Raw genomic sequence first — 24,372 nt, 5'->3', positions numbered from 1 at the left:
TGAACCGCGCGACAAACGAGGACCGATGGCCTCCGCTCCTTCCGATCTTCCGCCCCGCGCATGGCAGCGCATGCTGTCCGGCAGGCGCCTCAACCTGCTGGACCCTTCTCCGCTGGATGTCGAGATTTCCGATATCGCCCACGGCCTGGCGCGGGTGGCGCGCTGGAACGGTCAGACCTACGGCGATCATGCGTTTTCCGTTGCCGAGCATTCGCTGATCGTCGAGGACATCGCCCTGATGCTGAAGCCGGACCTGCCGCCGCACTGGCGCCAGGCCGTGCTGCTGCATGATGCGCCGGAGTATGTAATCGGCGACATGATCTCCCCCTTCAAGGCGGTAATCGGCGAAGCCTACAAGGGTGTCGAGGCGCGCCTGCAGGCGGCGATCCACCTGCGCTTCGGCCTGCCTGCGGAAATACCCCAGGCCGTGAAGAAACTGGCGAAGCGGGCCGACATCATCTGCGCCTATTTCGAGGCCGTGGAACTGGCTGGTTTTGAGGAAAAGGAAGCGGCGAAGATCTTCGGCAAGCCGCGCGGCTTTCCGTTGAACAACGAAGGCAAACTCCATTTCGGACTGGAGCCCCTGCCCGTTGCCAGGGCGCAGCAGAAGTTCATGAAGCGCTTCGAGGAGATCGAGGCGCTTCGCGAAGCTGGGAACAAACGCAAAAGCGCGCGCACAAGCGGGTGACCTCAGCGGCGAATGACCCTAGTTTACCCTTAGAGACGCTTAACCTGGTTGTTCGATGCTGCATGTTTGCTCCCTGTCCAAATTGCCCGAAACAATCGCGGCGACCGGTGCAAGATCACTTGTCACCCTGATCAATGCCGAGATGGACGTTCCCACTCCGGCAGGAATTGCGCCGGACAGGCACCTGTTTCTGGCGTTCAACGACATTGTCGCGCCGATTGACGGACTGGTCCCGGCAAGCGAGCAGCAGATCAACGACTTCGTTGCCTTCATCCGCGCCTGGGACAGGCAGGCACCGCTGGTGATTCACTGCTGGGCCGGGATCAGCCGGTCGACGGCCGGAGCCTATGTCGCGGTGTGTGCGCTCAACCCTGATGCCAACGAGCATCGTCTGGCCGCACTGTTGCGCGAACGGTCTCCCTCAGCGACCCCCAACGCGCGCATCGTCGCGATGGGGGACAGACTTCTCGGGCGGGAAGGCCGCATGATCGATGCGATCCGCGGCATCGGGCGCGGCGCGAATGCTTATGAAGGTGTACCTTTTGAATTGCCGCTCGACTGACGGGTAGACGGGTAACCGGGAGAGACCATGCCGCACCGGCAAGCCAGTATTGAGATCGGACTGAACGCCGTCATCGTTTCCGTGGCCGGTGGCATGCCGCAGATCGTCCATGTGAACGATACGGACGACCGCGCTCTCGACAGCCTGCCCTTCGGCCCTTTCGATCCTATCCATCACAGAACCTTCGAGATCGGACTGCGGTCCTGGGTGGAAAACCAGACGGCGCTGCGGCTCGGCTATGTGGAACAGCTTTATACCTTCGGTGACCGCGGACGCCACCGGTTGTCCGGGGACGAGGGCCCGCATGTGGTCTCGGTCGGCTATCTGGCGCTGACGCGGCAGACGCCGGACTCCGAAAGCATGCTTGCCCGGCACAACTCCGCCTGGCGCTCCTGGTATGACTATTTCCCCTGGGAAGACTGGCGCACCGGCCGCCCGGCCCTGCTGGACAAGGAAATCCTTCCGTCCCTCGACAGTTGGGCGCAGGATCCGCCGGGGGCAGGCGAAGCGCCGAAGCCGCTCAGCCGCAGCGAACGCATCCGTCTTGCCTTCGGAACCGGGAGTACAAGCTGGGACGAGGAACGCGCGCTGGAGCGCTATGAACTTCTTTATGAAGCCGGACTCGTTCTCGAGGCCCGTCGTGACGGCCGGCCTGCGGCCCAGGCGCGTGAAACGCTGCCGTTTCTCGGCGCGGCAATGCACTTCGATCACCGCAGGGTGCTGGCAACCGCGATTACCCGGCTGCGCGGCAAATTGAAATACCGTCCGGTGATCTTCGAGCTGATGCCGGAAACCTTCACGCTGACGGAATTGCAGAATTCCGTCGAAGCCATTTCCGGACGGCACCTGCACAAGCAGAATTTCCGCCGTCTGGTGGAAAATGCGGACCTGGTGGAACCGACAGGAGCCACATCCACGGCCACCGGAGGACGTCCCGCGGCCCTCTTCCGCTTCCGCCACCAGCTCATGAGCGAGCGCCCCGCTCCGGGACTGCGGGTCGGCGGACGCTGACTGCCCCATTCCGGGCCGTATTTCACTGCTCCATGGTCATAAGTACTTAAGCTTATTAACCATAATTTCCCGACTTGCGCGAAAACTTCCACCAAATTCCTCGAATTCTTCGCTCATTAACGCTCTTTCAAGGTTAAGCGCACATCTTCAATTCAAGTGTTGCCGTTAACACGGCGTTTGGCACGGATCATCCGGCGTTTCGGGATGATAGGTACCGAGTTGGAGTTGGCTGCGTATGTCTGGCCTTAAATCCCGCAACAAAGAGCGGTTTTCTCGTAAAGTGACACAAGAATACGGCCCGGTCCGAGCGCGTATGCGCCGGCTCAAACGCGTGCTTATTGCCTGTCCCCTGATCTATCTGGGTCTCGCCGGCAGCGTCGGTCAGCAGGACATATTCGCGCTCATCAATGCCCGTGGCAACGAAACGCCGCGCTGGATGATGGCGCTTGAACCGGCAAACTTCACGTCGAAGCTCGCCCCGCAACTGGCACTCGGGACAACACCCCCGCCGAGCCTGGCCAGCACACCGGTGCTGACGCTGACATCCGCCGACAACGGGTTCGAGACCAGACCTCTCTACGGCCTGCAGGACGTGGCCGACAGCGTGCGCCCGACGGAACTTCCGGACAGGATCGCCACCAGCAAGTCCAGCAAGGGCGACAGACTGATCTCCGTTGCACCGGACTGGCAGACGGTCGAAATGGCCTCCGGCAATGTCTATGCCATGGCGAGCATGATCTCGAGCGGGGAACAACATCAGGATATGCCCCGCGTTTCTTTCGTGAAGGCGCATCCGCTCAATTCCCGCGAAACCGACAGCCTTCTGGCCAAAGCCAGGAAGGACGGCCTGCTTGAAGACGGTCCGCTGGACCTGCAGAAGGTGATGATGGCACGCAATGCCGCCGCCGCCAGTTTCTCGCTCGTTTCCGCCTATGCTCCCGAAAGCGTAAGGGAGACGAAAGAGCCGTTCGACGCGTTGTTCGGCTCGGCGAAATACGAGCAGGACCTGCCGCCGCCGGAAGATCCGGAGAACCCGCACTGGTGGGCGCAAAAGCCCCTTCCCTTGTCCGTCGGAGAGAAGAAGGAACAGCGCTGCCTTGCGGAGGCCATCTATTTCGAAGCGCGCGGCGAAAGCGAAGAAGGCCAGGTGGCCGTGGCCCAGGTGGTCCTGAACCGGGTGAAGAACCCGTCCTATCCGAATTCGATCTGCGGCGTCGTCTACCAGAACCGCCACAAACGCAACCGCTGCCAGTTCTCCTTTGCCTGCGACGGCATCAAGGACCGGATCTCCAGCCCGGTTGCCTGGAAGACCGCGCAGCGCCTGGCAAGGGAAGTCCTGGACGGCAAGCAGTATCTGAAGATGGTCGACGCCTCGACCCACTATCACGCGACCTATGTGAACCCACGCTGGGCCAAATCCATGGCCAAACGCGGTCAGGTCGGCGAGCATATTTTCTACAAGACCTTTGCCGGCGGCTGGAACTGAAGCCTGTCGCGTTCAAGCGGATCCCTGGTTTCAGGAAGGCGCCCGAGGCAGTGTTTGCAGTGCAAATGCGTTCGGGCGATTTCCTGAAGTCACTTCATTGCGACATGCTCCGGCGCGAGATTGAAAACCTGTTTTCACCTGACCATAAGAACATGGAACATTGAGGTAATTCACAAGATGTCCGGAATCGGGCATGGTGCGGACGTGTTTCAAAGAAACGCATGAAAGGCGCGACCCATTCCGGGGCGCCGGAGTGACCCAATGAAGGAACGTTTCATGATTTTCCGCATAATTCTCGCGGCCGCCATCACCCTTTTAGCCGCATCCCCGGCCCTGGCGCACCTGGACCCGTCCGAACACGGTTCCTTCGCAGCCGGGTTCACTCACCCGGTTTTCGGCACGGACCATGTTCTGGCAATGATCGCCGTCGGTCTGTGGGCCGCCCTCCTGGGCGGCCGCGCAATCTGGCTTCTCCCAAGCGCCTTTGTTGGCGCCATGATCGGCGGTTTCGCGCTGTCGGTCGCCGGTGTCCCGCTGCCCTATGTAGAGCCGGTCATCCTGACGTCCGTGATCGTGCTCGGCGTGGCGGTCGCGCTGGCCCTGCAATTGCCCCTCGGAGCATCGGCTGCGCTGGTCGCGGTATTCGGTCTCTGCCATGGTCACGCCCACGGCGGTGAGATGGGATCGGCCGGTGCGATCGGCTATGCCGCCGGTTTCGTTCTCGCCACGGTCCTGCTCCACGCCGCGGGCCTGTTGATCGGCTACGGGGCGAATGTCGCCACCCGCAACGACCCGGCCTGGGCCAGGCGCATCATCCGCAGCCTCGGCGTTCTGACGGCTCTGGGCGGAGTGTACCTGGCAGCAGGCTGATCAGGACATTTCGATATCCAGTCCGAGATCCAGAACCGGAGCCGAATGGGTGATCCAGCCTGAGGAAATCAGGTCCACTCCGGCTTCGGCGACTGCCTTGACCGTATCCAGTTCGATACCGCCGGACGCCTCCAGAAGCACTTTGCCATCTGCGATTTCAACGGCCTTCTTGAGGGTTTCTGGCGGCATGTTGTCGAGCATGACCACATCCGGTCCGGCCGTAAGCGCCTCTTCGAGCTGCTCCAGCGTGTCGACTTCCACCTCGATTTTCACAAGGTGTCCGGCGAAAGCCTTCGCGGCTTCGACAGCCTTGGCGACGCCGCCGGCCACAGCTATGTGATTGTCCTTGATCAGGATCGCGTCATCCAGCCCGAAACGGTGATTGGTGCCACCTCCGCATCTGACGGCGTATTTCTCGAACGCCCGTAATCCGGGGGTCGTCTTGCGGGTGCAGACGATATCGGCTTTCGTGTGCGCGATCAGGTCGGCAAAACAGGACGTCGCCGTCGCGATACCCGACAAGTGACCGAGATAATTCAGTGCGACGCGTTCAGCCGACAGCAGGGCCCGCGCCGGCCCTTCGATACGGGCGACGATGTCTTTGGCAGCGAGGCGGTCGCCATCCTGCCTGACCGGTTCGAAACGCAAGTCCGCATCCGTCTGCCGGAAAGCGCTTTCGGCAAAGCCGAGCCCCGCCAGAACGCCTGGCTTGCGGGCGGCGATGACGGCCGTGGCCCGAGCGCCGGAAGGCAGCGTTGCCTGGCTGGTCACGTCCCCGGCACGGCCCCAATCCTCGAACAGGGCGGCCTTGACCGCGTCATCAATCATCAATTGCGGCAGATGCGGCAGGTTTTTGCGGGTCATGGCGCCTCTCGGCTCAAGCGGTTTCCAGAGCCTCGGCGGTGACCGCCTCGACCTCTTTCAGCGTGGTGTAGGAGCGTCTGGCCTGGGCCGGGTCTTCCGCCGGGAAATCCGTGCGGAAATGTCCGCCGCGGCTTTCCTGACGCTTGAGGGCGGCAGCCGTGATTATCTTGCCGGTCACCATCATGTTCTTGATGGACTGGCGCACGCAAATCTTTTCCGCGCCGGCGATTTCGGCCAAAGCGGTCTTCAAACCGTTCGCGTCCCGCATTACCCCGACATTTCTGGCCAGGGTGCTGCGCAAGGTCGTGATCGCCTCACGTTCTTCCATGTTGCGCCGGCTCGGCAGGCTCGGCTCTTCGTCCATCTCGTTCCAGAAGGCGCTGCGCGGCGTGGGCATGAGGCCCTGAATGTCTTCGGCGATACGCGCTGCGAACACCACCGCTTCCAGCAACGAGTTGGAAGCAAGCCGGTTGGCGCCATGGGCACCGGTGGAGGCAACCTCTCCGGCCGCCCAGAGGCCATCCAGGGAAGTACGGCCGTTGGCGTCTGTCAGAACACCGCCCATGTGATAGTGCTCGGCAGGCGCGACAGGAAGCAGCTCCTTCGAAGGATCAATGCCGGCCGAACTGGCCGCGGCAAAAACGGTCGGGAAATCATCCTTGAACCTGGCGCCGATGGCTTCGCGGCAATCCAGATACGCTCCCCGGCCCTCGGCGATTTCCTTGTGGATCGCACGGGCGACAATGTCGCGCGGGGCCAGTTCCAGATCCGGGTGAACGCCTTGCATGAACCGTTCGCCGGCCTTGTTGACCAGCGTCGCGCCTTCACCGCGCAGGGCTTCCGTGGCCAGTGGAGCCGGATCCTTGCCGACATCCAGTGCCGTCGGGTGAAACTGAACGAATTCGGCGTCGGCGATCACCGCGCCGGCTCGGGCCGCCATGGCAAGGCCGTGACCGTTCGCCTCATGTGGATTGGTCGTCAGGCCGAAAAGATGGCCGACGCCGCCGGAGGCCAGCACAACAGCCTTCGCCGGAAAGGCAAGCCGCTCGATACCGCCGCGCTTGCGCGCCAGGACGCCGGTAACATACCGGCCCTCACCGAGGAAACTTTCGCCGATATAGCCTTCCAGAACGCGGATGGACGGGGCCTTCCGCACGGCGGCGATAAGCGCGTCCATGATCGCCCTGCCGGCCATGTCGCCGCGCACGCGCACGACGCGGCTCTGGGAGTGGGCCGCCTCGCGGGAAAATTTCAGCCGGCCTTCAAGATCATGGTCGAACGGGACGCCGTATGACAGCAGGTCATGCACCCGGGCGCTGCCCTCGCGGGTCATCTGCTCGACGATTTTTTCCTCGCAGATGCCGCAGCCGGCCGCCAGCGTATCGTCGCGGTGTTTTTCAACCGAATCCTGTTCGGAGATGGCCGCGGCAATTCCGCCCTGGGCCCAGGCGGACGATGCGCCTTCCCCGATCGGCGCATTGGTGATCACCGTGACCGGACGCGGGCTGAGTTTCAGCGCGCAGAACAGACCGGCGAGCCCGCCCCCCAGTATGACAACGTCATCCACATCCTTGCCCAGGTAGGCAGGTGCGAAATCCTCTTGCGAGACGGCCATGGGATACATCCTGGAAAAAGGCCGGGCTTTGCCCGAAGGACTTCCGGGCGCAGGTCGCCCGGAAGGAGACACGTTGTGCGGTTTAGACCATCCGTGATCAGATTTTCAAGTTGATCATCCGCTCGACGGCGGTGCGTGCCCTGTCGGCCACGACGGGATCGACGACAACTTCCTCTTTCATCTCGACCAGAGCGTCGAGGATCTTGTCCAGCGTGATCCGCTTCATGTGCGGGCACAGGTTGCAGGGGCGGATATAATCCACGTCCGGCGTTTCGCTGGCGATGTTGTCAGCCATGGAGCATTCGGTGATCATCATCACCTTTTCAGGCTTGCGGGCCTTCACCCAGTCGATCATATGCGCCGTGGAACCGGCAAAGTCGGCCTCCGCCACCACGTCCGGCGGGCACTCGGGATGGGCGATGATCTTCACGCCCGGCTCGATGCTGCGATAGTCACGCAGTTCCTTCGCCGTAAAGCGCTCATGCACCTCGCAGGCACCGTCCCAGACCAGCACTTCGACATCCGTCTTGTTGCCGATATTGGCGGCCAGGTATTTGTCCGGAACAAGGAACACCTTGTCGACCCCGAAGCTTTCCACCACCTGCAGGGCGTTGGAAGAGGTGCAGCAGATATCGCATTCCGCCTTCACGTCGGCGGAGGTGTTCACATAGGTTATGATCGGCACACCGGGATTGCGCTCGCGCAGGGCGCGCACGTCGGCGCCGGTGATGGATTCAGCCAGCGAACAGCCTGCCCGCATGTCCGGAATGAGCACTGTCTTCTCCGGGCTGAGGATCTTGGAGGTTTCCGCCATGAAGTGCACGCCGCACTGAACGATCACGTCGGCGTCCGTCCGCGTCGCCTCGATGGCGAGCTGCAGGCTGTCGCCGACGATATCGGCCACACCGTGGTAGATATCCGGCGTCATGTAGTTATGCGCCAGAATGACCGCGTTGCGTTGCTTCTTCAGTACATTGATCGCGTGGATCGTCGGCGCCAGAGCCGGCCATTCGATCGCCGGAATGATGTGTTTCACTTTTTGATAGATCGGCGCGGTTGCTTCCGCAACTTCGGGCGTATAGCGCAGGTCCGGGCGGTCCACTCTGCCGAACCGGTCCAGGGCGGTCAGCCCACTTGCGATCGGTGCGCCAACAGGTACGGATGTCTGGGCAATGGTCATGACGACCTCCCTTTTGTTTGCGGATCGAACCAGGACTGGTTTGCCCGCGCCGTTATTATACTCATTTTGAGCATATTAGTTGCAAAAGAAAACGGGCGCATCGGCCCACACCCTTTTGCTCTTTCAGAGCTTATATAATAGTCGCGCGGTTAAAAATCCATCACTTTCGTGATAATTCTGCCGTCAAACTGTTTCCCTCTTATTTTTCATGCAGTTAACATGCCTCTGGCAGCTCGGTTTCTGGTCAGCTTGATACATGCATCAAAAGCAGCCGTGCCGAAGTCATTCATTCCCGACGCTGATGTATCGATCAAAATTACGCGTTTGGTGAAACTCCGGCCCGCGCGTATCTTATCGTAAGTTCACGATGAGAGACTTTCCATGACTGCCGCAAAAACAACCGGTCGCACCGGTCCGAACATTCCGCTGGTTATCGCCTGCGGCTGTCTGATCGCCTTGATTTCCTTCGGTCCCCGCTCCGCAATGGGCCTGTTCTTTCAGCCGATGACGGAAGCCCGGGACTGGAGCCGCGAGTTGTTCGCGCTGGCGCTCGCCATCCAGAATCTGCTCTGGGGCATCGGTCAGCCGATTGCCGGAATGATGTCGGACCGCTTCGGCACCTGGAAGACGATGACGCTTGGCGCCGTCCTTTACGCCTCCGGCCTTATCCTGATGATCGACGCCCAAAGCGCCGTCGCGCTGCATGTGTCCGCGGGTGTGCTCATCGGGCTTGGTATCGCCTTTTCCTCCTTTTCGCTGGTGCTTGCCGCTTTCGGGCGGGCAGTAACACCTGCGCAGAGATCGCTTGCCTTCGGCATCGGCACGGCGTCCGGGTCTCTCGGCCAGTTCCTGTTCGCCCCGATGGGCGGCGCGCTGATCGCGAATATCGGCTGGCAGGACACGCTGATCGTCTTTACCGGGCTCGTCGCCCTCATTCCCTTTCTCGCCATCGCGCTTCGCGGAAAGTCGGAACTGCCAAAGGACAGCAATCCGGCGAACGACCAGAAGCTGACATCGGCGATGGCGGAAGCCTTCGGCACCCGGGGTTTCATCCTGCTGACCTTCGGCTTCTTCGTCTGCGGCTTTCACGTGGCCTTCATCACGGTTCACCTGCCGCCTTATATCGCCGACCTCGGCCTCGACCCGTCCTGGGGGGCAACGGCGATTGCCCTCATCGGACTGTGCAATGTCGCAGGATCACTGATTTCCGGGTATGTCGGCGGGCGCTATTCCAAACCGCTGCTCCTGTCGGCGATCTATATCAGCCGCTCAGTCGCGATCTTTGCCTTCATCATGCTGCCGGTCACCCCTTTCTCCGTGCTGGTCTTTGCCGGTGTGATGGGGCTGCTGTGGCTGTCCACCGTGCCACCGACATCCGGGCTGGTCGCGGTCATGTTCGGCCCGCGCTACATGGCGACACTGTTCGGCTTCGTCTTCCTCTCCCACCAGATCGGCGCCTTCCTCGGCGTCTGGCTGGGCGGCAAGCTCTACGACGAAACCGGATCCTACGACGGCATCTGGTGGCTGGGCATCGTCCTCGGCATCTTCGCGGCAATCGTCCACTGGCCGATCGAGGAAAAGCCGGTGGAAAGGCTGGCGCAGCAGGCGGCTGAATAAGAAAAGTCGGACGAAAAAGGTTTTTTGGAAGGGGCGGGTTTTCGAGAGGTCGGATACCCCCACCCCTAACCCCTCCCCACAAGGGGGAGGGGGATCAGGCTGCGGCGATTGGCATCGTCCACTTACAAATCATAGTCTTTGAATTCGGAAGCGCTGCTCCATTCACGGCAGCATTCCCCTCCCCCTTGTGGGGAGGGGTCAGGGGTGGGGGGTAACCCCCGCGCACTCCATAGGCAACTCAGTCAGGTTCTACCGGATCACCCGGCCACCTTGGAAAAATCCGCCACGACATGGGTCGCGTCGCGGATTTCGGCGAGGAGCTGCAGGCGGTTCATGCGCAGGACGGGGTCGTCGGCGTTCACGAGAATATCCTCGAAAAACCTGTCGACCGGCGCCCGCAATCTGGACAGCGCTTCCATTGCGCCTTCGAAGTCCTCGGCCTTCACCGCGTCAGCCGCTTCCGCCCGTGCGGTGTCGATTGCTGCGGCAAGGTCGATTTCGGCCTGCTCCTGAAAATGATCGGCGTGCGGCTTGCCCGTGACCGGGGCCGCGTCTTTCTTTTCCTCCGCACGCAGAATGTTGACCGCGCGCTTGTAGCCGGCCAGCAGGTTCACGCCGTCGTCGGAAGAAACGAACTTCCCGAGAGCCTCGACGCGCCGGACGACCATCAGCAGGTCGTCCTGGCCCTCAAGGGCGAATATCGCATCGATCAGGTCGTGGCGGGCGCCGTCGTCCTTCAGGTGGACCTTCAGGCGGTCGGCGAAGAAGCCGAGAAGATCTGAGACCAGCGCTGACGGATCGCCGAGCTTGACCTGATGCAGGTCGGAGGCCGAGAGAATGACCTTGCCCAGATTGATCCGCAGGCCGTTCTCCAGAACGATCCGGATGATGCCCAAAGCGGCGCGGCGCAGCGCGTAAGGGTCCTTGGAACCGGTGGGCTTTTCGTCAATCGCCCAGAACCCGGCAAGCAGGTCGAGCTTTTCGGCGAGCGCCACGGCGATGGCGACCGGGTCCGTGGGCACGTTGTCGCTCGGTCCCTGCGGTTTGTAGTGCTCTTCGATCGCCGTGGCGACGGAAGCATCCTCGCCTTGCGCTGCCGCATAGTAGCGGCCCATCAGGCCCTGCAGTTCCGGGAATTCGAAAACCATATGCGAGACAAGGTCGGCCTTGGCCAGTTCCGCGGCGCGTTTCGCCTTCGTCTGGTCAGCACCGACGAGCGGAGCCAATTCGGCGGAGAGCGCAATCAGGCGCTTGACCCGTTCGCCGACACTGCCAAGCTTTTCGTGAAATTTCACGCCATCGAGTTTCGGCAGGTTGTCGGACAGGCTGGATTTCAGGTCCGTGTCCCAGAAGAAGCGCGCATCGGACAACCGTGCCCGGATAACCTTCTCGTTGCCGGCGACAATCATCTTGCCGCCGTCTTCGGCGACGAGGTTGGACACAAGCGCGAACCTGTTGGCAAGGCGTCCGGTGGTCGGGTTCCTGAGGACAAAGCACTTCTGGTTGACCCGTATGGTGAGCTGAATGCACTCGTCCGGGATCGTCAGAAAGTCTTCGTCGAAACTGCCGGTCAGCACCACAGGCCACTCGACGAGGCCCGCAACTTCCTCAAGAAGTCCCGGATCCTCTACAAGGTCGAGGCCCAGCGCCAGCGCACGGTCCTTGGCGTCGTGGAGAATGATCTCCTTCCGGCGGTCCGCGTCCAGCACCACCTTGTGCTTTTCAAGCCCGGTGGCGTAGTCGTCGAAACGGCGGACGGCAAAGGTCTCGTTGGCGAGAAAGCGGTGGCCGCGGGTGGTCTTGCCGGACTGAATGCCGTCAAATTCGAACGGCACGACATCCGGATCTTCCGTCTCCGGCCCGAAGGTCGCGACGATGGAGTGCAGCGGACGCACCCAGCGGGTTGAGGTCGATCCCCAGCGCATGGATTTCGGCCACGGAAAATTGCGCAGGATTGCGGGCATGAATTCGGCGATGATGTCGATGGCGGGACGGCCCGGCTTTTCGATCACCGCCACATAGAAATCGCCTTTTTTCGGGTCGTTCTGAATTGACGCTTCTTCCAGCGAGGAAAGACCCGCGCCGCGCAGAAAGCCTTCGACAGCCTTTTCCGGAGACCCGACGCGCGGTCCCTTGCGTTCTTCGCGAGTTGCGGCCGAGCCGGACGGAACACCCGCCACATGCAGTGCCAGACGCCGCGGCGTGACGAAGGCCTTGGCACCTTCATAAGGAAGGCCGGCCTCCACCAGGGCGTTGGTGACAAGGGATTTCAGATCTTCGGCCGCCTTGCGTTGCATACGGGCCGGAATTTCTTCGCTGAACAGCTCAAGCAGAAGATCGGGCATGAAGATTAGGGCCTTCGGTCTTGGCGGGACGCCACGTAAAATGGGTTGCGCGTCCGTTACCAAGTCATTGCCGTCTTGTCACCCCTTTTCCCGTCCTGACCGGAGGCACCTTCGCCCGTCTCCATATCCCGTTACTTGCAAATCCGGTTTCACGCTTCCTCAACAAATACATGCGAAGTTCAGCAACAGTCTTACTTCAGATCTTCTCAGGATCAGCAACGTGATGAAACGAAATATTTCGCTCAGTCATTACATAATACGATCCATAGTTGCTTTACTCGTTATAACAACTGTCATTTATGCCAGTGTTTTTATCTTCCCCGAGCTCCTCCCCCCACCCTACTCCGACCACCGTCACCCTTCTTTTGAAATCGGGGCGGGTCTCCTGATCAGTGCTGCCATTCTCGGACTAATCTATGGTGCAAGCGCCATGTGGCGTCTGCGGAAGGAACTCAACGCGCGATCGTTTGCGCATTCCGAGGCGCTGGCGCTGGCTCTGCACGATCCGCTGACGGGCCTGCCCAACCGGCGGCGTCTTCTGGAAGCGTTCAACGACCTGAGCAACAACCTGGCGCCCGACTGTTTTCGAACAGTGATGATGCTCGACCTTGATGGCTTCAAACCCATCAACGACGTTTACGGCCACGCTTTCGGAGACAACCTTCTGACCAGCTTCGCCAGCCGGCTCACTCAGATCGTCGGCAAGGATGGTATCGTGGCGCGCCTTGGTGGTGACGAATTCGCCATCGTATCTCCGGTTTTCAGCAACAAATCCGAGGCCGCCGGATTTGCGCGGCGCGTTCTCACGCATATCAGCACCCCCTTCGAACTGGGGGACCGGCAGATATCGATCGGTGCCTGCCTCGGCATTGCCCTTTATCCTCACGACGGGCATGCAATAACCGAGCTTTTGCGCCGGGCCGATATCGCCCTTTACAGGGCCAAGTCTTCCGGACGCTCCACCTACCGGTTTTTCGAGGTGGAAATGGATGCCTCGATCCTGCATCGGACCCTTCTGGAGCAACGGCTGCGCCAGGCGATACCGGAAGACAGGATCAATGTCCATTTTCAGCCGATCATGGACATGGAGACAGGACGGATTGCCGGATTTGAAGCGCTCGCGCGCTGGACGGACAGCGACTTCGGCGCGGTTCCGCCACTTGAGTTCATTTCCATCGCGGAGGATTGCGGCATTATCTTCGAGCTGACCCGGCACCTGCTGGCGCGCGCCTGCAGCGCTGCAAAGGCCTGGCCGGAGGATGTCTACCTGTCCTTCAACCTGTCGCCGGTCCAGCTTCAGGATCCGTCTCTGCCAAACCAGATAGTCTCCATTCTGGAAACACATGGGTTTCCTTCCACGCGGCTGGTTCTGGAGATTACGGAAACCTCGCTGGTCAAGAACCCGGTTTCGGCACGGCGTATCCTGACGGAACTGACCGAGGCCGGCGTATCGATCGCACTGGACGATTTCGGCGCCGGTCATTCCAGCATGAGTTACCTGCGCGATCTTCCGATCCGCAAAGTCAAGATCGACAGGTCCTTTACCGAACGCATGCTGACCGACAAGCAATGTGCCGCCATCGTCGAGGCCATTCTTGTTCTGTCCAGAGGTCTCGACATCGACGCCATCGCAGAAGGTGTCGAAGAAAGCGCCGTGCATGAGGCGCTCTCGGCCGGCGGTTGCCACTTCAGCCAGGGTTTTCTCTACGCCTCCGCCGTCAGCGCGGAGGACGCCACGGGGTTCTTGAGCGAACAGTCGGGCGGCCGACTGTTGTTTTCCGACAAAGCCGGTCCGAACTGAAGCTCCCCACTGAAGCCGGTGGTCCGGGGTGCGATCAACCGCCCAGGAAGAGCAGAATGATCAGCGCGTTCGCCAGATCGACAAAAAACGCGGAGACCAGCGGCAGGATGAGGAAGGCCTGTGTTGCCGGGCCATAGCGCTTGGTGACCGCGGTCATGTTGGCGATAGCAGTCGGCGTTGCGCCAAGAGCGAAGCCGGCAAAGCCTGCTCCGAGCACCGCCGCGTTGTAATCCCTGCCCATGAGAGGAAAGACCGCCAGAATGATGAACAGCGCGGCGATCACGATCTGCATGACCAGGATCAGCAGCATCGGACCGGCCAGTCCGGCAAGCGTCCAGAGCTGCAGGCTCATCAGCGACATGGTCAGGAAGATCCCGAGCGCCAGGTCGGAGATCACCGCGAGCGACTGCGAGCCCGCGGGCCAGGTCATCCTGCGGAAGACCAGAGGCACGGTGTTAGACAGGACGATGCCGCAGAACAGGCAGGCGACAAAGACCGGCAGATCCAGACCTATACCCACCACCAAAGCTTCCTGAAGCCCGACACCAAGCGCGATTGCGATGTTCAGCACCAGCAGAGAGCGCATCAGGCCCGTGTGTGTGACCGTGGTGTCCGCTTCGCGCGCGGTCTCGATACCGATAATCGGCGCTTCCTGCGGACGGTCGGGGTCCGGCTTCGCTCCTCTTTTTTCGATCAGGTAATTCCCGATCGGGCCGCCCAGCAAACTTGCGGCGACAAGGCCGAGCGTCGCCGTGGCCGCGCCGATCTCCACGGCCCCCGCCACGCCGTAGTCGGCCACCAGCTTCGGGCCCCAGGCGATTGCCGTGCCGTGACCGCCGACGAGGGAAATCGTTCCGCCGAGAAGACCGAAGCCGACCGGCAGTCCCAGCACCGCAGCGATTGACGTGCCGACCACGTTCTGAACCAGCATATAGCCGACGGTCAGGCACAGAAGGATCAACAGCGGCTTGCCGCCCTTGACCAGATCCCCGAAGCGGGCGTTGAGCCCGATTGCGGTGAAGAAGCAGTAGAGCAGGTAATCCCGCGACTGCAGGGAGAAACTGATTTCGGTGTCGAGAGCGATGTAGACAACGAACGCCAGCGCAGCCACCAGCAGTCCGCCGGAAACAGGTTCGGGAATATTGTAGCGGCGCAGAAACGGGGTTTTCTTGTTCAACCGGACGCCGAGAAAATAGACCAGGATCGCCAGGTTGAAGCTTACAAATTCATTGAGCGGCAATGCCTCTTCCGTCATCTTCCCACCTGCTTCCCGCACGGTTTGCGGCAGCCGGCCCGCGCCTGTTCAATTCAATCGTCCGTCGCGGCAATATGCAAGCGGATTACCACCCGCCGCCACCACCCCCGCCGCCACCGCCGCCGGAAAACCCGCCCGAGGAGCCCGAACTGGAGGATTTGGGAGCAGGCAGCGACGAGCGGAAGGATCCGGCCATGGAACTAGCGGTCGAGCCGATGCTGTCGGAGACATGGCGCGCATCGAAGGTCCGTCCCGAGTACCAGTTCGGATGATAGCTGGCCGCAGCCGCAGCCCCGGCGGCCGTCGCAAGCCAGCCTTCGAAGGCCTTGGCCCAGGGTTTTTCAACGCCCAGCGCGACTGCATAGGGCAGAAGTTCCTCGAAATGACCGGTGCTCATGTCCGGTGCGTCGGCCATGTTGAGGCGCTCTTTTTCGGCGACTGTCAGATAGAGCTTGAGACCCTCGATCTTGTCGAGTGCCTGGCGACCCAGCACGGTCGGAGCGCCCATCAGGAAAAAGAACAGGATGTTCAGTGCTCCCAGAGCCACCGCAATGAACGGAAAGACCGGAATCCTTTCAAAGCCGCCGGTAAAATGAAACGCACCGACGCCTGCCGCGGACATGGCGACGCCGAAGATCCCGAAGATTATTGCCATGCGCAGCTTCATGCCGGAGAGGTGGAAAACGGCTTTTCCGATGGTCACGGAGGCCAGCGAGGCAAAGATGGAAAACATCATGAAGATGATGACGAACTCGGACTGATCCCGCTGCAACTGTCCGTAGACGAGCAGGGCGACAATTGTCGCGATGCTCACAAGAACGCCCGGGATGAGGAAGAGCCTGTTGGATTTGAAAAAGACGTTGCGGCTTTCCTTTTCGATGGCTGCGCGGAATTTCGACCCGAGCGTCAGGATCGACTTGCCGTTGCCTTTGTCGAGCGTCAGCGGCGTGCCGCGCCCTTTCAGATAGGTTTCAAGGGCAGCTTCGCCCTTCGGCAGTCCGAAACCGGGAATTCGGTCTTCCGGCTGGTTCTCATCCAGCACCAGGGTCATGTCTCCGTCGTTTTCCTCCAGCCGCAGGCGCTTCTTGACCGCAAGGTTGAGGCAGGCGGCCGACAGCGCCGTCCAGCCACCGTCTGAAAAACCGCGGTTTGAGATATAGGCTCCAAGAGCCGGCGAGATCCCTTCAGGCGGCTTGAACCGGGGAAACACAACGCCCCGATGCGGATCGCGGCCGACGAAGAACCAGGCAAGAAGATAGTAGAGAACACCCAGACCGATGCCGGCAGCGCCGATCAGTTCGGAGCGGTAGTCACTCAGGAAATATCGGAACTGTTCGGCTTCGGACGGCGGCGCGATTGCGCCTTTGGGCAGAGTGACGACAACCGTCAGCCCCGAATAATACCAAAGAGCTTTTGTGGTGGTGAAAATCACCTCTCGCCCGTCTTCGGCGGTATGAGCCGTGAAATCCTGTCCGGTTTCGCCGTATTTGCCGGTAGCACCGGCCCAGCCGGTGGCCTTGACACCCTTCGGCAGCACGACCCGGGCAATCGCTTCTTCGATGGGAAAGGCCCACTCGTTGCCGGTCGCGTTCCAGTAGATTTCGTCATGATCCTCGAAGAAACGGATCTGCCGATCGGTTTCATATTCGATCGTGTAGGTGTAGTCGCCCGGCTTCAGCAGCACATGGTCTTCTCCGATATAGATGCGGATACCTCTGCTGTTGCGCCTGGTGAAATGAGGCGCCGGGCGGCCGTCCTGCGTCACGGAAAGCAGCTTGAAGCCGACTTCGTAGAGCCGGCCGGTCGGCCCTTCCGCGATGAGCGGGAAATCGCGAAAGATTCCCCGTTCGATCTTGTCGCCTTCCGCCCTGACCGTGATTGTCTCCGTTACGGTCAGGGTGCCGTTCTCGGCAACCTCCACATTCGAGACATACCGTTTTATCAGCTCGTCCGCATGGGCGGCAGCCCCTCCGGTAACGACGAGAAACAGCGCAGCAAGAACGCATGCGAACGGACGGCGAAAAATCATGTGAAGGTCTCCCGGGACCGGAAAAATCTTAAAATGCGACCTTGGGGACAGCTCTTTCAGCTTCGTCCTCGATCTCGAAATAGTCTGCTTTTTCAAATTTGAAGCGGCTGGCGATCAGGTTGGAGGGGAAACTCTCCACCGCCACGTTCAGGCCGCGCACGGCGCCGTTGTAATAGCGGCGGGCCATCTGGATGGCGTTTTCGATTTCATCCAGAGACTGATGCAGGTCGGAAAAATTGCTGCTGGCCTTCAGGTCCGGATAGGCCTCCGCCACCGCGAAGAGCCTGCCTAGCGCCAGGGAAAGCTGCCCTTCCGCCTCGGCGCGGCCGGCGACATCGTCCCGGGGCAGCGAGCCGACACGCGTGCGCAACTCGGTGACCTTGTCCAGGGTCTCGGTTTCGTGGCTGGCATAGCCCTTTACGGTTTCCACCAGATTGGGAACCAGATTGGCCCTGCGCTTGAGCTGGACATCGATGCCGCTCCAGCCTTCCTGCACCATCTGCCGTTTGCGGACGAGAGCGTTGTAAAGAACGATTGCGAAGACCGAGAGCGCGATCAGAAACGTAAGAATGAACCAGGTAAACATGAGACCCTCCGAGAAATTCGGGCGAAGGCTACTCACTGCCCCCGGACTTGTCATCCTGTTCTGAGGCTTTGTCCGGATTCAAACGACAAACTGTAATCTGCGACACGCCCTGTGCGATTACCCGGCGGCCCGGTTGTCATAGCCGACACCGCCGGCTTCCGTTTCCAGGAACGCGGCGCCGCAGGCCTTGGCGAGGTCGCGTACACGCAGGATGTAACTCTGGCGCTCGGTGACGGAGATCACGCCGCGCGCGTCAAGCAGGTTGAACGCATGGCTTGCCTTGATGCACTGGTCATAGGCGGGCAGCACCACCTGGTGCACGTTCGCCCCGGCCGCTTCGCGTGCCTTGGCGCCAGCCTCCAGAAGCGCCTTGCATTCGGTTTCCGCGTCCTTGAAATGCCGGAAAAGCATTTCGGTGTCCGCGTGCTCGAAATTGTGCCGGGAGTATTCCTGTTCGGCCTGCAGGAAGACATCGCCGTAGGTGACCTTTTCGTCGCCTTGCCTGCCGTTGTAATTGAGCTCGTAGACGTTATCGACACCCTGGATATACATGGCCAGGCGTTCAAGACCGTAGGTCAGCTCGCCCGACACCGGCGCGCACTCAAAGCCGGCCACCTGCTGGAAATAGGTGAACTGGGAGACTTCCATGCCGTCGCACCAGCATTCCCAGCCGAGCCCCCAGGCACCGAGGGTCGGGCTTTCCCAGTCATCCTCGACGAAGCGGATGTCGTGCACCTTGGGGTCAAGCCCGATGGCATACAAGGAGTTCAGGTAGAGGTCCTGAAGGTCCGGCGGAGACGGCTTGAGGATCACCTGGAACTGATAATAGTGCTGCAGCCTGTTTGGGTTCTCACCATAGCGGCCGTCCGTCGGGCGGCGGGACGGCTGGACATAGGCCGCCTTCCACGGGCGCGGACCGAGAGAGCGCAAAGTGGTGGCCGGATGGAACGTACCGGCACCGACTTCCATGTCATAGGGCTGAAGCACGACACACCCTTGGTCGGCCCAGTAGCGCTGCAGGGTCAGGATCAGGCCCTGGAAGGAATTTTCCGGCCGCATATGCGCCGGGAGGGTTTCGCTCGACATGAAGGACTTCCGCAATTGTGCTGGGCCGGTCAGACAAGAACCGCCGTTTCGGGGCGAGAGGTGCCACGATGCGCGCAGAAGGTCAAGACAGGCGGCGCCAGGGCTGCTCATTGGCGCCTGCCGGTGATCAGGCGGTCCGTCTCGGCGCGCACCACCCCCTTTCGGCAATACAGCATTGACGGCGCCGCGGCCGGCACGTATCAAGCGGCTTCGGTTTCAGACACCTGCTGCCCGCGGACGCTGCCGTCCTGGTGAAGTTCTGACTTTGACGATTGTTTCTGCTCCATGCATTTCGTGCTGGCGGCAATGCGGGCTCCTCCTTCCTTGCGAAATGTCACGAATTGGAGACAGGAATGTCGTCTGACACTTTCCGCATGAACGCCTATACGCAAGGACCGCTCGCCGGCACCCTTGCCAGAACCGCCCTGCCGATCATCCTCGTCATGAGCATGAACGGCCTGCTCACGGTGGCGGATGCCGTTTTTCTCGGCATCTTCGTCGGCCCCGACGCCCTGAGCGCCGTCACACTGATGTTTCCGGCCTATATGCTGCTGGCCGCTCTGGCGACGCTTGTGTCCAGCGGCATGTCGAGCGTGCTCGCCCGGCACCTGGGTGGCGGGCGGACCAGGGACGCAGAGGCCGTCTTTGCAGGGGCTCACTGGCTGGCGCTTTGCATATCCGCCGTGGTCGTGGCGCTTTTCCTCGTGCTCGGCAGCAGCATGACATTAGCGGCAGCAGAAGGATCGGCTCGTGTTGCCGGCATGGCCTATACGTATCTGTCGATCACCGTCTGGTTTTCGCCGCTGATGTTTCTGCTCTCCATCAATGCCGACGCCCTGCGCAACGAAGGCCGGGTGTTACTCATGGCGGGCCTGAGCCTTATGGTGTCGGTGGTGAATATCGGCTTTAATTTCGTACTCGTCGGCATCCTGGATTTTGGCGTTGCCGGGACCGCTTACGGAACAGCGCTGGCGCAAATGCTCGCCTTCGTCCTGCTGCTCGGCTTCCGGCTGCGTGGCCGGACGGTTCTGAGGCCTGCTGCGCTGATCAGGTTCACGCCATTTGCCCAATGGCGCTCCATTCTGGCCCTGGGTGCTCCCCAAAGCCTGAGCTTCATCGGGATCGCACTCGGCTCCGCGGCAACCTTCGCGATGCTGCAGCACATCGGAGCCCCCGGTTACGAGAGCACCGTGGCAGCCTTTGGGATAATCACGCGGATCATGACGTTCACGTATCTGCCGTTTCTGGGGCTCACCCAGGCGCTTCAGGCGATGATCGGCAACAACTACGGCGCCGGGCTCTGGCAACGCTCTGACGATACGCTGCGGCTCGGTATTGTCATTGCGTTTCTCTATTGCCTGAGCGTGCAGACGGTGCTCTCGCTTTTCGCGCGGCCTATCGGGTTCATGTTCGTGGAAGACCCGGCGGTTGCCGGCGAGGTTGCGCGCATTCTGCCGACAATAGTCGCGCTCTATTTCGCGGCAGGGCCCCTGCTTGTCGTGGCGATGTATTTTCAGGCTATCGGCGATGCTGCGCGCGCGGCATTCCTGAGCCTGGCCAAGCCCTATCTGTTCTTTCTGCCGCTTGTTTTCGTGCTACCGCTCCTTGCGGGAGAGCGCGGCATCTGGCTTGCCAGTCCTGCGGGTGAAGCATTGCTGGTCCTGCTGACGTTGACAATGCTCACCGCCAGGGCGCGTAACAGTCCGGCGCGTTGGGGATTGTTTCGGGCTGCCAGGGAATAGGCCATGGCCGACGGCGGGCGCGGGCCGAACGGCTCAGCCCGGCCCAGGGTAGGGACACAACAGTGAGGTCTCTAGGCCTTCGGTTTGTATTTGCCGCTTTCGGGATCCAGGATCAGCTTGGTTCCGCGGCCATTGGGATCGGCCTTGGCTGCCGCCCTGGAGATGTGATTTTCCACCTCAGCCATCTTGCGCTTGAGCCGCTGCACGATCCAGTAGCCGCCCACCGCCAACGCCGCCACACCTATCAGTTCAGTCATGATTGTTCCCCTTTAGAGCGTTCCACGGATACACGACAGCACGGTCACAGACCATAGCGCATCCACAGCGCCCTGTTTTCAATCGCCGAGATCATATCCTCTCCGAGGCCCTCCGTCAGCCTCTGACCGGACAGATCCAGGCCGACTCCAGCCTTGCGGCCGAAAAGGCCACGCGGCGCCGAAAAGAGCCTGGGCTCGGTTTTGTCGCCGTAGCGTTCCTTCAACACGCTTCTGACATCTCCGATCGCATCTACAAGCCCAAGCTGAACGGCTGTGCGCCCGGTCCAGAACTTTCCGCTGAACAGATCCGGATCGTCGTTCAGAACGTCGCCGCGGCGCGATTTGACGAGATCGACGAACGTCTCGTGGATCTCCTGCTGCAGGCCTTTCAGATATTCGATGTCTTCCGGTACTTCCGGCTGGAAGGGATCGAGAATGACCTTCTTCTCGCCCGCTGTATAGACGCGGCGCTGGACGCCGATCTTGTCGATCAATTCAGTGAAACCGAACCCGGCGGCCACCACCCCGATCGAGCCGACAATCGAGGACGGATCGACAAAAATTTCGTCACCGGCCAGCGAAATCAGATACCCGCCGCTGGCCGCGACGTCCTCGACGAAGACCAGGACGTCTTTTTCCTTCTCCTTCGCCAGATCGCGAATCCGCTTGAAGATCAGGCGCGACTGCACGGGGGACCCTCCCGGCGAATTGATTATCAGCGCGACGGCGGGTGCCTTCTTCACCGAAAACGCCTTCTCCAGAGGCTGCGCCACGGTCGAAAGACAAAGGCCGGAGCGCATGGGGCCGGATGTGGTGATCGTGCCCTGGAGGCGGACGACGGGAATGACCGTTCTGTCGTCACGCAACGGTTTGGGGAGAAAACTGCGTATGGTTGAAAACACTCGGAAACAGCCTCGCTTGATCACCCCCCGTTCGTGAAGGGCCACGAATGCGGAGCAGTTGATCGATTTCAGTGGTCCAGATCACGGTGCCATCAATGAGGACGAGATGACATGGGTTCGTGACCTGGCGCATCAGATCTGCGTTCGTCCGGGCTGGACCCGGATCATACGTTCCACTCGATATATGTATTGCGTGCTGACTTGCAAAGGCTCCGGGCTGTTAAAACCCCGTGCGCACCACTAGGGAAGTGAACAACGGATCGGGAAAAGAAAACTTCCGGCCGCTATCATATCTTGAGAAAACTTTTAGTGGTGCTTGCCCATCGACGCAAAGCCGGTCGTCTACACCGCAGGTGGAACCATCAGGCCGGGGTCAGTTCGGCGCGGATTTGCGCCTGACGCCGAAACCGGAGGCATCCCGTCTCTCCTGCGCGCTTGACTTTCTTTCGACGCGTTCCGCGGAGCGAAGAGATTTATGGTTGAATTCCTGCCCGTTGGAGAACTGCCAGATCAGCTTCACGCCCGCGAACTCGGGTGACCGCCAGACGATCTCCCCCGTCACAGGCATGTCCAGACCCGGGATCTGCAGATAAATGTCCTTGGGTAACTTTTCGAGCCTTCGACTTGCAAGGCGACAGCCGGACTGGCTTGCATCGATGATTTCACATCTGACGCCATCCTGCGATCCCCGGCCGCTGACCAGGGCCGGAATGGAGACCTTGCGCCTTCGTTCGCGGCGTTTTTCAACAATGGTGCTGTTTGCAAATTCGAACGACACCAGGATTTCGGAATCAAGGACTTCCTTGACCCTGCCCTTTATCATCTGGTCGAAACCGGCAAGGCGTAATCCGATGGTTTTTCCGACTTCCTTATGAGCGTTGGTGAGAACGCGGCAGCCCCTGCTGCTGAAACCGGAGGCCGACGTCTCCTCGCACGCCAGGGTGTCGAAATCCAGGACCAGTATATGCAGAACAGCTCGTTCCGGAATGTTGATGTCGGGCCCTGTCAAATTACCCTCTTCAAATAGCGTGGCCAGTTTCATCGGCTTCGCAGGCAAAAACCGAGAAGCGCAGGACCATAAAAAGACATGTTACTTTTAACAATAAATAAATCTGCCAGTGAAAATCCCTGACATCCAGGCGAAATTCAACATTTCAAAGTGTCTTTTTGCCTTCTTTTGAATGGTTTAAGCACCATTAGCGCAAATCAAAGAATAAACATAAAATTTTAAGTTACGGGTTGTTTTAATTCACTTTACCTCTCCTGATTTGCAAGCAACGCCTCCTTGATGGAGACGAAGTCCCGCCAGGACAGCCGCTTTTCCAGCGGACTGCGGAGAAGGTAGGCCGGATGGTAGGTGGCAATGGCGGAGATTTCCCTGCCGTTCCCCGGATAGCTCATCCAGCGACCGCGCATCTTGCGGATACCGTCTTGAGCCCCCAGAAGCGTTTTCGCGGAGGCCGCGCCGAGGAATACCAGCACATCGGGATTGACCAGTTCGATCTGCCTTTTGATAAAAGGTTTGCAGATCTCGGTTTCCTGCGGCGTCGGTGTCCTGTTGCCCGGCGGACGCCAGGGAACGACATTGGCAATATAAACGGCTGTCCGCTCGATCCCGATCGCCGCCAGCATCCGGTCCAGCAACTGGCCCGAACGGCCGACAAACGGCTTGCCCTGCAGATCCTCGTCCCGGCCCGGCGCTTCGCCGACGAACATCAGTCTGGCCTGCGGATCACCATCGGCGAACACCAGCTTTTTCGCCGTCAGTTTCAGATTGCACCCGTCAAACGCTTCGAGGCACCGGCGTAAATCCTCCAGCGTAGCGGCCGAGGCAGCCAGATCGCGCGCGGCAGCAATGATTTCCCTGTCCGGCAGCACGGCGGGTTGGCCCATTGCGCCCCCCTGCCCGGTTGGCGGAGCCGGAATGGCAGACGGCATCGGCATGGTGGCGGGCGCCGGTTGAGGCGCGGCACCGGCCGGGTGCCGAGGGTTGGCCGCAGGTGCTGTCTCCGCCAGCCCGGTGTGCTGCGACGGCGCTGCCGGCGTCCGGTTTTGCAGGCGCTGCGCGGCGTGCTCATTCGTCAGGTCGAACCAGTCGACCGGCTGTTCACCCAAAAAGCAATCCACACCCGAGGCGCTATAAAAATCCAGCAGAGCTTCAATCTGGCGTCGTTCGTGCGGGGTCTGCTGCATTGGCGCTGTCTCCGGCGGCGGAGTAATAAGTGGAGGCTCTCGGAATTTTTGCTTTCAGGCGTCAATACAACTTTGAAAAGCCGAGTCAAAGCCTTCACACCACGCTGCGGGAAGACCCGGAAGGATTTTCCTTGGCTTTCCTGCGCAGCGACAGCGTTGCCCCCTGAAAACGCAACCTTATCATAATGTACTCTATCCGGATGACCGCCGAGAACAAGAACCCGGACCGGGGTTGACGTCCCGCGGGCCGGTTTTCCAGATGCTGTGCACATGTCATCCGGAT

20 protein-coding genes are annotated in these 24,372 nt (G+C 60.6%); 8 read left to right on the top strand and 12 right to left on the bottom strand.

Annotated features, from left to right (window positions below; genetic code table 11):
• The first annotated feature begins 25 nt into the window (after positions 1 to 25).
• The 5 genes from Q1B40_RS05710 to Q1B40_RS05690 all read left to right on the top strand — a co-directional run bounded on the left by Q1B40_RS05710 (position 26) and on the right by Q1B40_RS05690 (position 4,617).
• On the top strand, positions 26 to 688 hold the full coding sequence (locus Q1B40_RS05710) for an HD family hydrolase (RefSeq protein WP_299811240.1): 663 nt from the start codon (positions 26 to 28) through the stop codon (positions 686 to 688).
• 55 nt (positions 689 to 743) lie between these two features.
• Entirely contained in the window at positions 744 to 1,250 is a 507-nt protein-coding gene (locus Q1B40_RS05705) for a protein-tyrosine phosphatase family protein (protein ID WP_299811237.1), read from the top strand.
• A 27-nt stretch (positions 1,251 to 1,277) separates the two neighbouring features.
• The gene (locus tag Q1B40_RS05700; protein ID WP_299811234.1) at positions 1,278 to 2,261 is read left to right on the top strand and encodes an NAD regulator; all 984 of its coding nucleotides are present in this window, start codon (positions 1,278 to 1,280) and stop codon (positions 2,259 to 2,261) included.
• A gap of 313 nt (positions 2,262 to 2,574) precedes the next feature.
• A complete protein-coding gene (locus Q1B40_RS05695) occupies positions 2,575 to 3,747 on the top strand; it encodes a cell wall hydrolase (RefSeq protein ID WP_299811232.1) in 1,173 nt (390 codons plus the stop codon).
• Positions 3,748 to 4,023: 276 nt separating this feature from the next.
• Positions 4,024 to 4,617: a HupE/UreJ family protein gene (locus Q1B40_RS05690; RefSeq protein ID WP_299811229.1), complete on the top strand. Its 594-nt coding sequence runs from the start codon at positions 4,024 to 4,026 to the stop codon at positions 4,615 to 4,617.
• On the opposite strand, the gene nadC is transcribed toward Q1B40_RS05690, so the two are convergent.
• The 3 genes from nadC to nadA form a co-directional block, all read right to left on the bottom strand.
• Positions 4,618 to 5,481 carry a carboxylating nicotinate-nucleotide diphosphorylase gene (nadC, locus tag Q1B40_RS05685; RefSeq protein ID WP_299811225.1) on the bottom strand — a complete coding sequence of 288 codons (864 nt, stop codon included), beginning with the start codon at positions 5,479 to 5,481 and terminating at the stop codon, positions 4,618 to 4,620.
• A gap of 13 nt (positions 5,482 to 5,494) precedes the next feature.
• Positions 5,495 to 7,096, bottom strand: coding sequence for an L-aspartate oxidase (locus tag Q1B40_RS05680; RefSeq protein WP_299811222.1), 1,602 nt, complete (start codon positions 7,094 to 7,096; stop codon positions 5,495 to 5,497).
• 97 nt (positions 7,097 to 7,193) lie between these two features.
• Positions 7,194 to 8,276 (bottom strand): quinolinate synthase NadA, encoded by a 1,083-nt coding sequence (gene nadA, locus Q1B40_RS05675; protein ID WP_299811219.1) that lies wholly within the window; start codon positions 8,274 to 8,276, stop codon positions 7,194 to 7,196.
• A 381-nt stretch (positions 8,277 to 8,657) separates the two neighbouring features.
• Here nadA and Q1B40_RS05670 point away from each other — a divergent pair, with 381 nt between their 5' ends.
• Positions 8,658 to 9,893, top strand: a complete 1,236-nt coding sequence (locus Q1B40_RS05670; RefSeq protein ID WP_299811216.1) for an MFS transporter — start codon at positions 8,658 to 8,660, stop codon at positions 9,891 to 9,893.
• 257 nt (positions 9,894 to 10,150) lie between these two features.
• Here the strand turns inward: Q1B40_RS05670 and glyS are convergent, their stop codons facing one another.
• Complete coding sequence (gene glyS, locus Q1B40_RS05665; RefSeq protein WP_299811213.1) at positions 10,151 to 12,238, bottom strand: glycine--tRNA ligase subunit beta; 2,088 nt, start codon at positions 12,236 to 12,238, stop codon at positions 10,151 to 10,153.
• A gap of 430 nt (positions 12,239 to 12,668) precedes the next feature.
• Here glyS and Q1B40_RS05660 point away from each other — a divergent pair, with 430 nt between their 5' ends.
• Positions 12,669 to 14,039, top strand: coding sequence for an EAL domain-containing protein (locus Q1B40_RS05660; protein WP_299811210.1), 1,371 nt, complete (start codon positions 12,669 to 12,671; stop codon positions 14,037 to 14,039).
• A 34-nt stretch (positions 14,040 to 14,073) separates the two neighbouring features.
• Here the strand turns inward: Q1B40_RS05660 and gltS are convergent, their stop codons facing one another.
• The 4 genes from gltS to Q1B40_RS05640 form a co-directional block, all read right to left on the bottom strand.
• Positions 14,074 to 15,294 (bottom strand): sodium/glutamate symporter, encoded by a 1,221-nt coding sequence (gltS, locus tag Q1B40_RS05655; protein ID WP_299811207.1) that lies wholly within the window; start codon positions 15,292 to 15,294, stop codon positions 14,074 to 14,076.
• An 85-nt stretch (positions 15,295 to 15,379) separates the two neighbouring features.
• Entirely contained in the window at positions 15,380 to 17,323 is a 1,944-nt protein-coding gene (locus tag Q1B40_RS05650; RefSeq protein WP_299811204.1) for a DUF2207 domain-containing protein, read from the bottom strand.
• A 28-nt stretch (positions 17,324 to 17,351) separates the two neighbouring features.
• Positions 17,352 to 17,909 carry a LemA family protein gene (locus tag Q1B40_RS05645; RefSeq protein WP_299811201.1) on the bottom strand — a complete coding sequence of 186 codons (558 nt, stop codon included), beginning with the start codon at positions 17,907 to 17,909 and terminating at the stop codon, positions 17,352 to 17,354.
• A 117-nt stretch (positions 17,910 to 18,026) separates the two neighbouring features.
• Positions 18,027 to 18,995 carry a glycine--tRNA ligase subunit alpha gene (locus Q1B40_RS05640; protein WP_299811198.1) on the bottom strand — a complete coding sequence of 323 codons (969 nt, stop codon included), beginning with the start codon at positions 18,993 to 18,995 and terminating at the stop codon, positions 18,027 to 18,029.
• A gap of 353 nt (positions 18,996 to 19,348) precedes the next feature.
• Between Q1B40_RS05640 and Q1B40_RS05635 the strand changes: the two genes are divergently transcribed.
• Positions 19,349 to 20,737 (top strand): MATE family efflux transporter, encoded by a 1,389-nt coding sequence (locus tag Q1B40_RS05635; RefSeq protein WP_299811195.1) that lies wholly within the window; start codon positions 19,349 to 19,351, stop codon positions 20,735 to 20,737.
• Between the two features lie 71 nt (positions 20,738 to 20,808).
• On the opposite strand, the gene Q1B40_RS05630 is transcribed toward Q1B40_RS05635, so the two are convergent.
• The 4 genes from Q1B40_RS05630 to Q1B40_RS05615 form a co-directional block, all read right to left on the bottom strand.
• Positions 20,809 to 20,994 (bottom strand): hypothetical protein, encoded by a 186-nt coding sequence (locus tag Q1B40_RS05630; RefSeq protein ID WP_068407192.1) that lies wholly within the window; start codon positions 20,992 to 20,994, stop codon positions 20,809 to 20,811.
• 44 nt (positions 20,995 to 21,038) lie between these two features.
• Positions 21,039 to 21,896 carry a S49 family peptidase gene (locus Q1B40_RS05625; protein ID WP_299811193.1) on the bottom strand — a complete coding sequence of 286 codons (858 nt, stop codon included), beginning with the start codon at positions 21,894 to 21,896 and terminating at the stop codon, positions 21,039 to 21,041.
• 373 nt (positions 21,897 to 22,269) lie between these two features.
• Complete coding sequence (locus Q1B40_RS05620; RefSeq protein WP_299811191.1) at positions 22,270 to 22,905, bottom strand: PilZ domain-containing protein; 636 nt, start codon at positions 22,903 to 22,905, stop codon at positions 22,270 to 22,272.
• Positions 22,906 to 23,150: 245 nt separating this feature from the next.
• Complete coding sequence (locus tag Q1B40_RS05615) at positions 23,151 to 24,089, bottom strand: uracil-DNA glycosylase (RefSeq protein WP_299811189.1); 939 nt, start codon at positions 24,087 to 24,089, stop codon at positions 23,151 to 23,153.
• Positions 24,090 to 24,372: the final 283 nt, after the last annotated feature.

This window comes from uncultured Roseibium sp. (assembly GCF_947496995.1).
Classification (GTDB): Bacteria; Pseudomonadota; Alphaproteobacteria; order Rhizobiales; family Stappiaceae; genus Roseibium.
Note: the sequence above shows the minus strand (reverse complement) of the source record. Positions and strands in the feature narration are given on the sequence as shown.

What these genes read in the sequence shown, in the direction of transcription:
- Q1B40_RS05710 (WP_299811240.1), top strand. Translation starts at nt 26, where the DNA reads ATGGCCTCCGCTCCTTCCGATCTTCCGCCCCGCGCATGGCAGCGCATG.
- Q1B40_RS05705 (WP_299811237.1), top strand. Translation starts at nt 744, where the DNA reads ATGCTGCATGTTTGCTCCCTGTCCAAATTGCCCGAAACAATCGCGGCG.
- Q1B40_RS05700 (WP_299811234.1), top strand. Translation starts at nt 1,278, where the DNA reads ATGCCGCACCGGCAAGCCAGTATTGAGATCGGACTGAACGCCGTCATC.
- Q1B40_RS05695 (WP_299811232.1), top strand. Translation starts at nt 2,575, where the DNA reads ATGCGCCGGCTCAAACGCGTGCTTATTGCCTGTCCCCTGATCTATCTG.
- Q1B40_RS05690 (WP_299811229.1), top strand. Translation starts at nt 4,024, where the DNA reads ATGATTTTCCGCATAATTCTCGCGGCCGCCATCACCCTTTTAGCCGCA.
- nadC (WP_299811225.1), bottom strand. Translation starts at nt 5,481, where the DNA reads ATGACCCGCAAAAACCTGCCGCATCTGCCGCAATTGATGATTGATGAC.
- Q1B40_RS05680 (WP_299811222.1), bottom strand. Translation starts at nt 7,096, where the DNA reads ATGGCCGTCTCGCAAGAGGATTTCGCACCTGCCTACCTGGGCAAGGAT.
- nadA (WP_299811219.1), bottom strand. Translation starts at nt 8,276, where the DNA reads ATGACCATTGCCCAGACATCCGTACCTGTTGGCGCACCGATCGCAAGT.
- Q1B40_RS05670 (WP_299811216.1), top strand. Translation starts at nt 8,658, where the DNA reads ATGACTGCCGCAAAAACAACCGGTCGCACCGGTCCGAACATTCCGCTG.
- glyS (WP_299811213.1), bottom strand. Translation starts at nt 12,238, where the DNA reads ATGCCCGATCTTCTGCTTGAGCTGTTCAGCGAAGAAATTCCGGCCCGT.
- Q1B40_RS05660 (WP_299811210.1), top strand. Translation starts at nt 12,669, where the DNA reads ATGTGGCGTCTGCGGAAGGAACTCAACGCGCGATCGTTTGCGCATTCC.
- gltS (WP_299811207.1), bottom strand. Translation starts at nt 15,294, where the DNA reads ATGACGGAAGAGGCATTGCCGCTCAATGAATTTGTAAGCTTCAACCTG.
- Q1B40_RS05650 (WP_299811204.1), bottom strand. Translation starts at nt 17,323, where the DNA reads ATGATTTTTCGCCGTCCGTTCGCATGCGTTCTTGCTGCGCTGTTTCTC.
- Q1B40_RS05645 (WP_299811201.1), bottom strand. Translation starts at nt 17,909, where the DNA reads ATGTTTACCTGGTTCATTCTTACGTTTCTGATCGCGCTCTCGGTCTTC.
- Q1B40_RS05640 (WP_299811198.1), bottom strand. Translation starts at nt 18,995, where the DNA reads ATGTCGAGCGAAACCCTCCCGGCGCATATGCGGCCGGAAAATTCCTTC.
- Q1B40_RS05635 (WP_299811195.1), top strand. Translation starts at nt 19,349, where the DNA reads ATGTCGTCTGACACTTTCCGCATGAACGCCTATACGCAAGGACCGCTC.
- Q1B40_RS05630 (WP_068407192.1), bottom strand. Translation starts at nt 20,994, where the DNA reads ATGACTGAACTGATAGGTGTGGCGGCGTTGGCGGTGGGCGGCTACTGG.
- Q1B40_RS05615 (WP_299811189.1), bottom strand. Translation starts at nt 24,089, where the DNA reads ATGCAGCAGACCCCGCACGAACGACGCCAGATTGAAGCTCTGCTGGAT.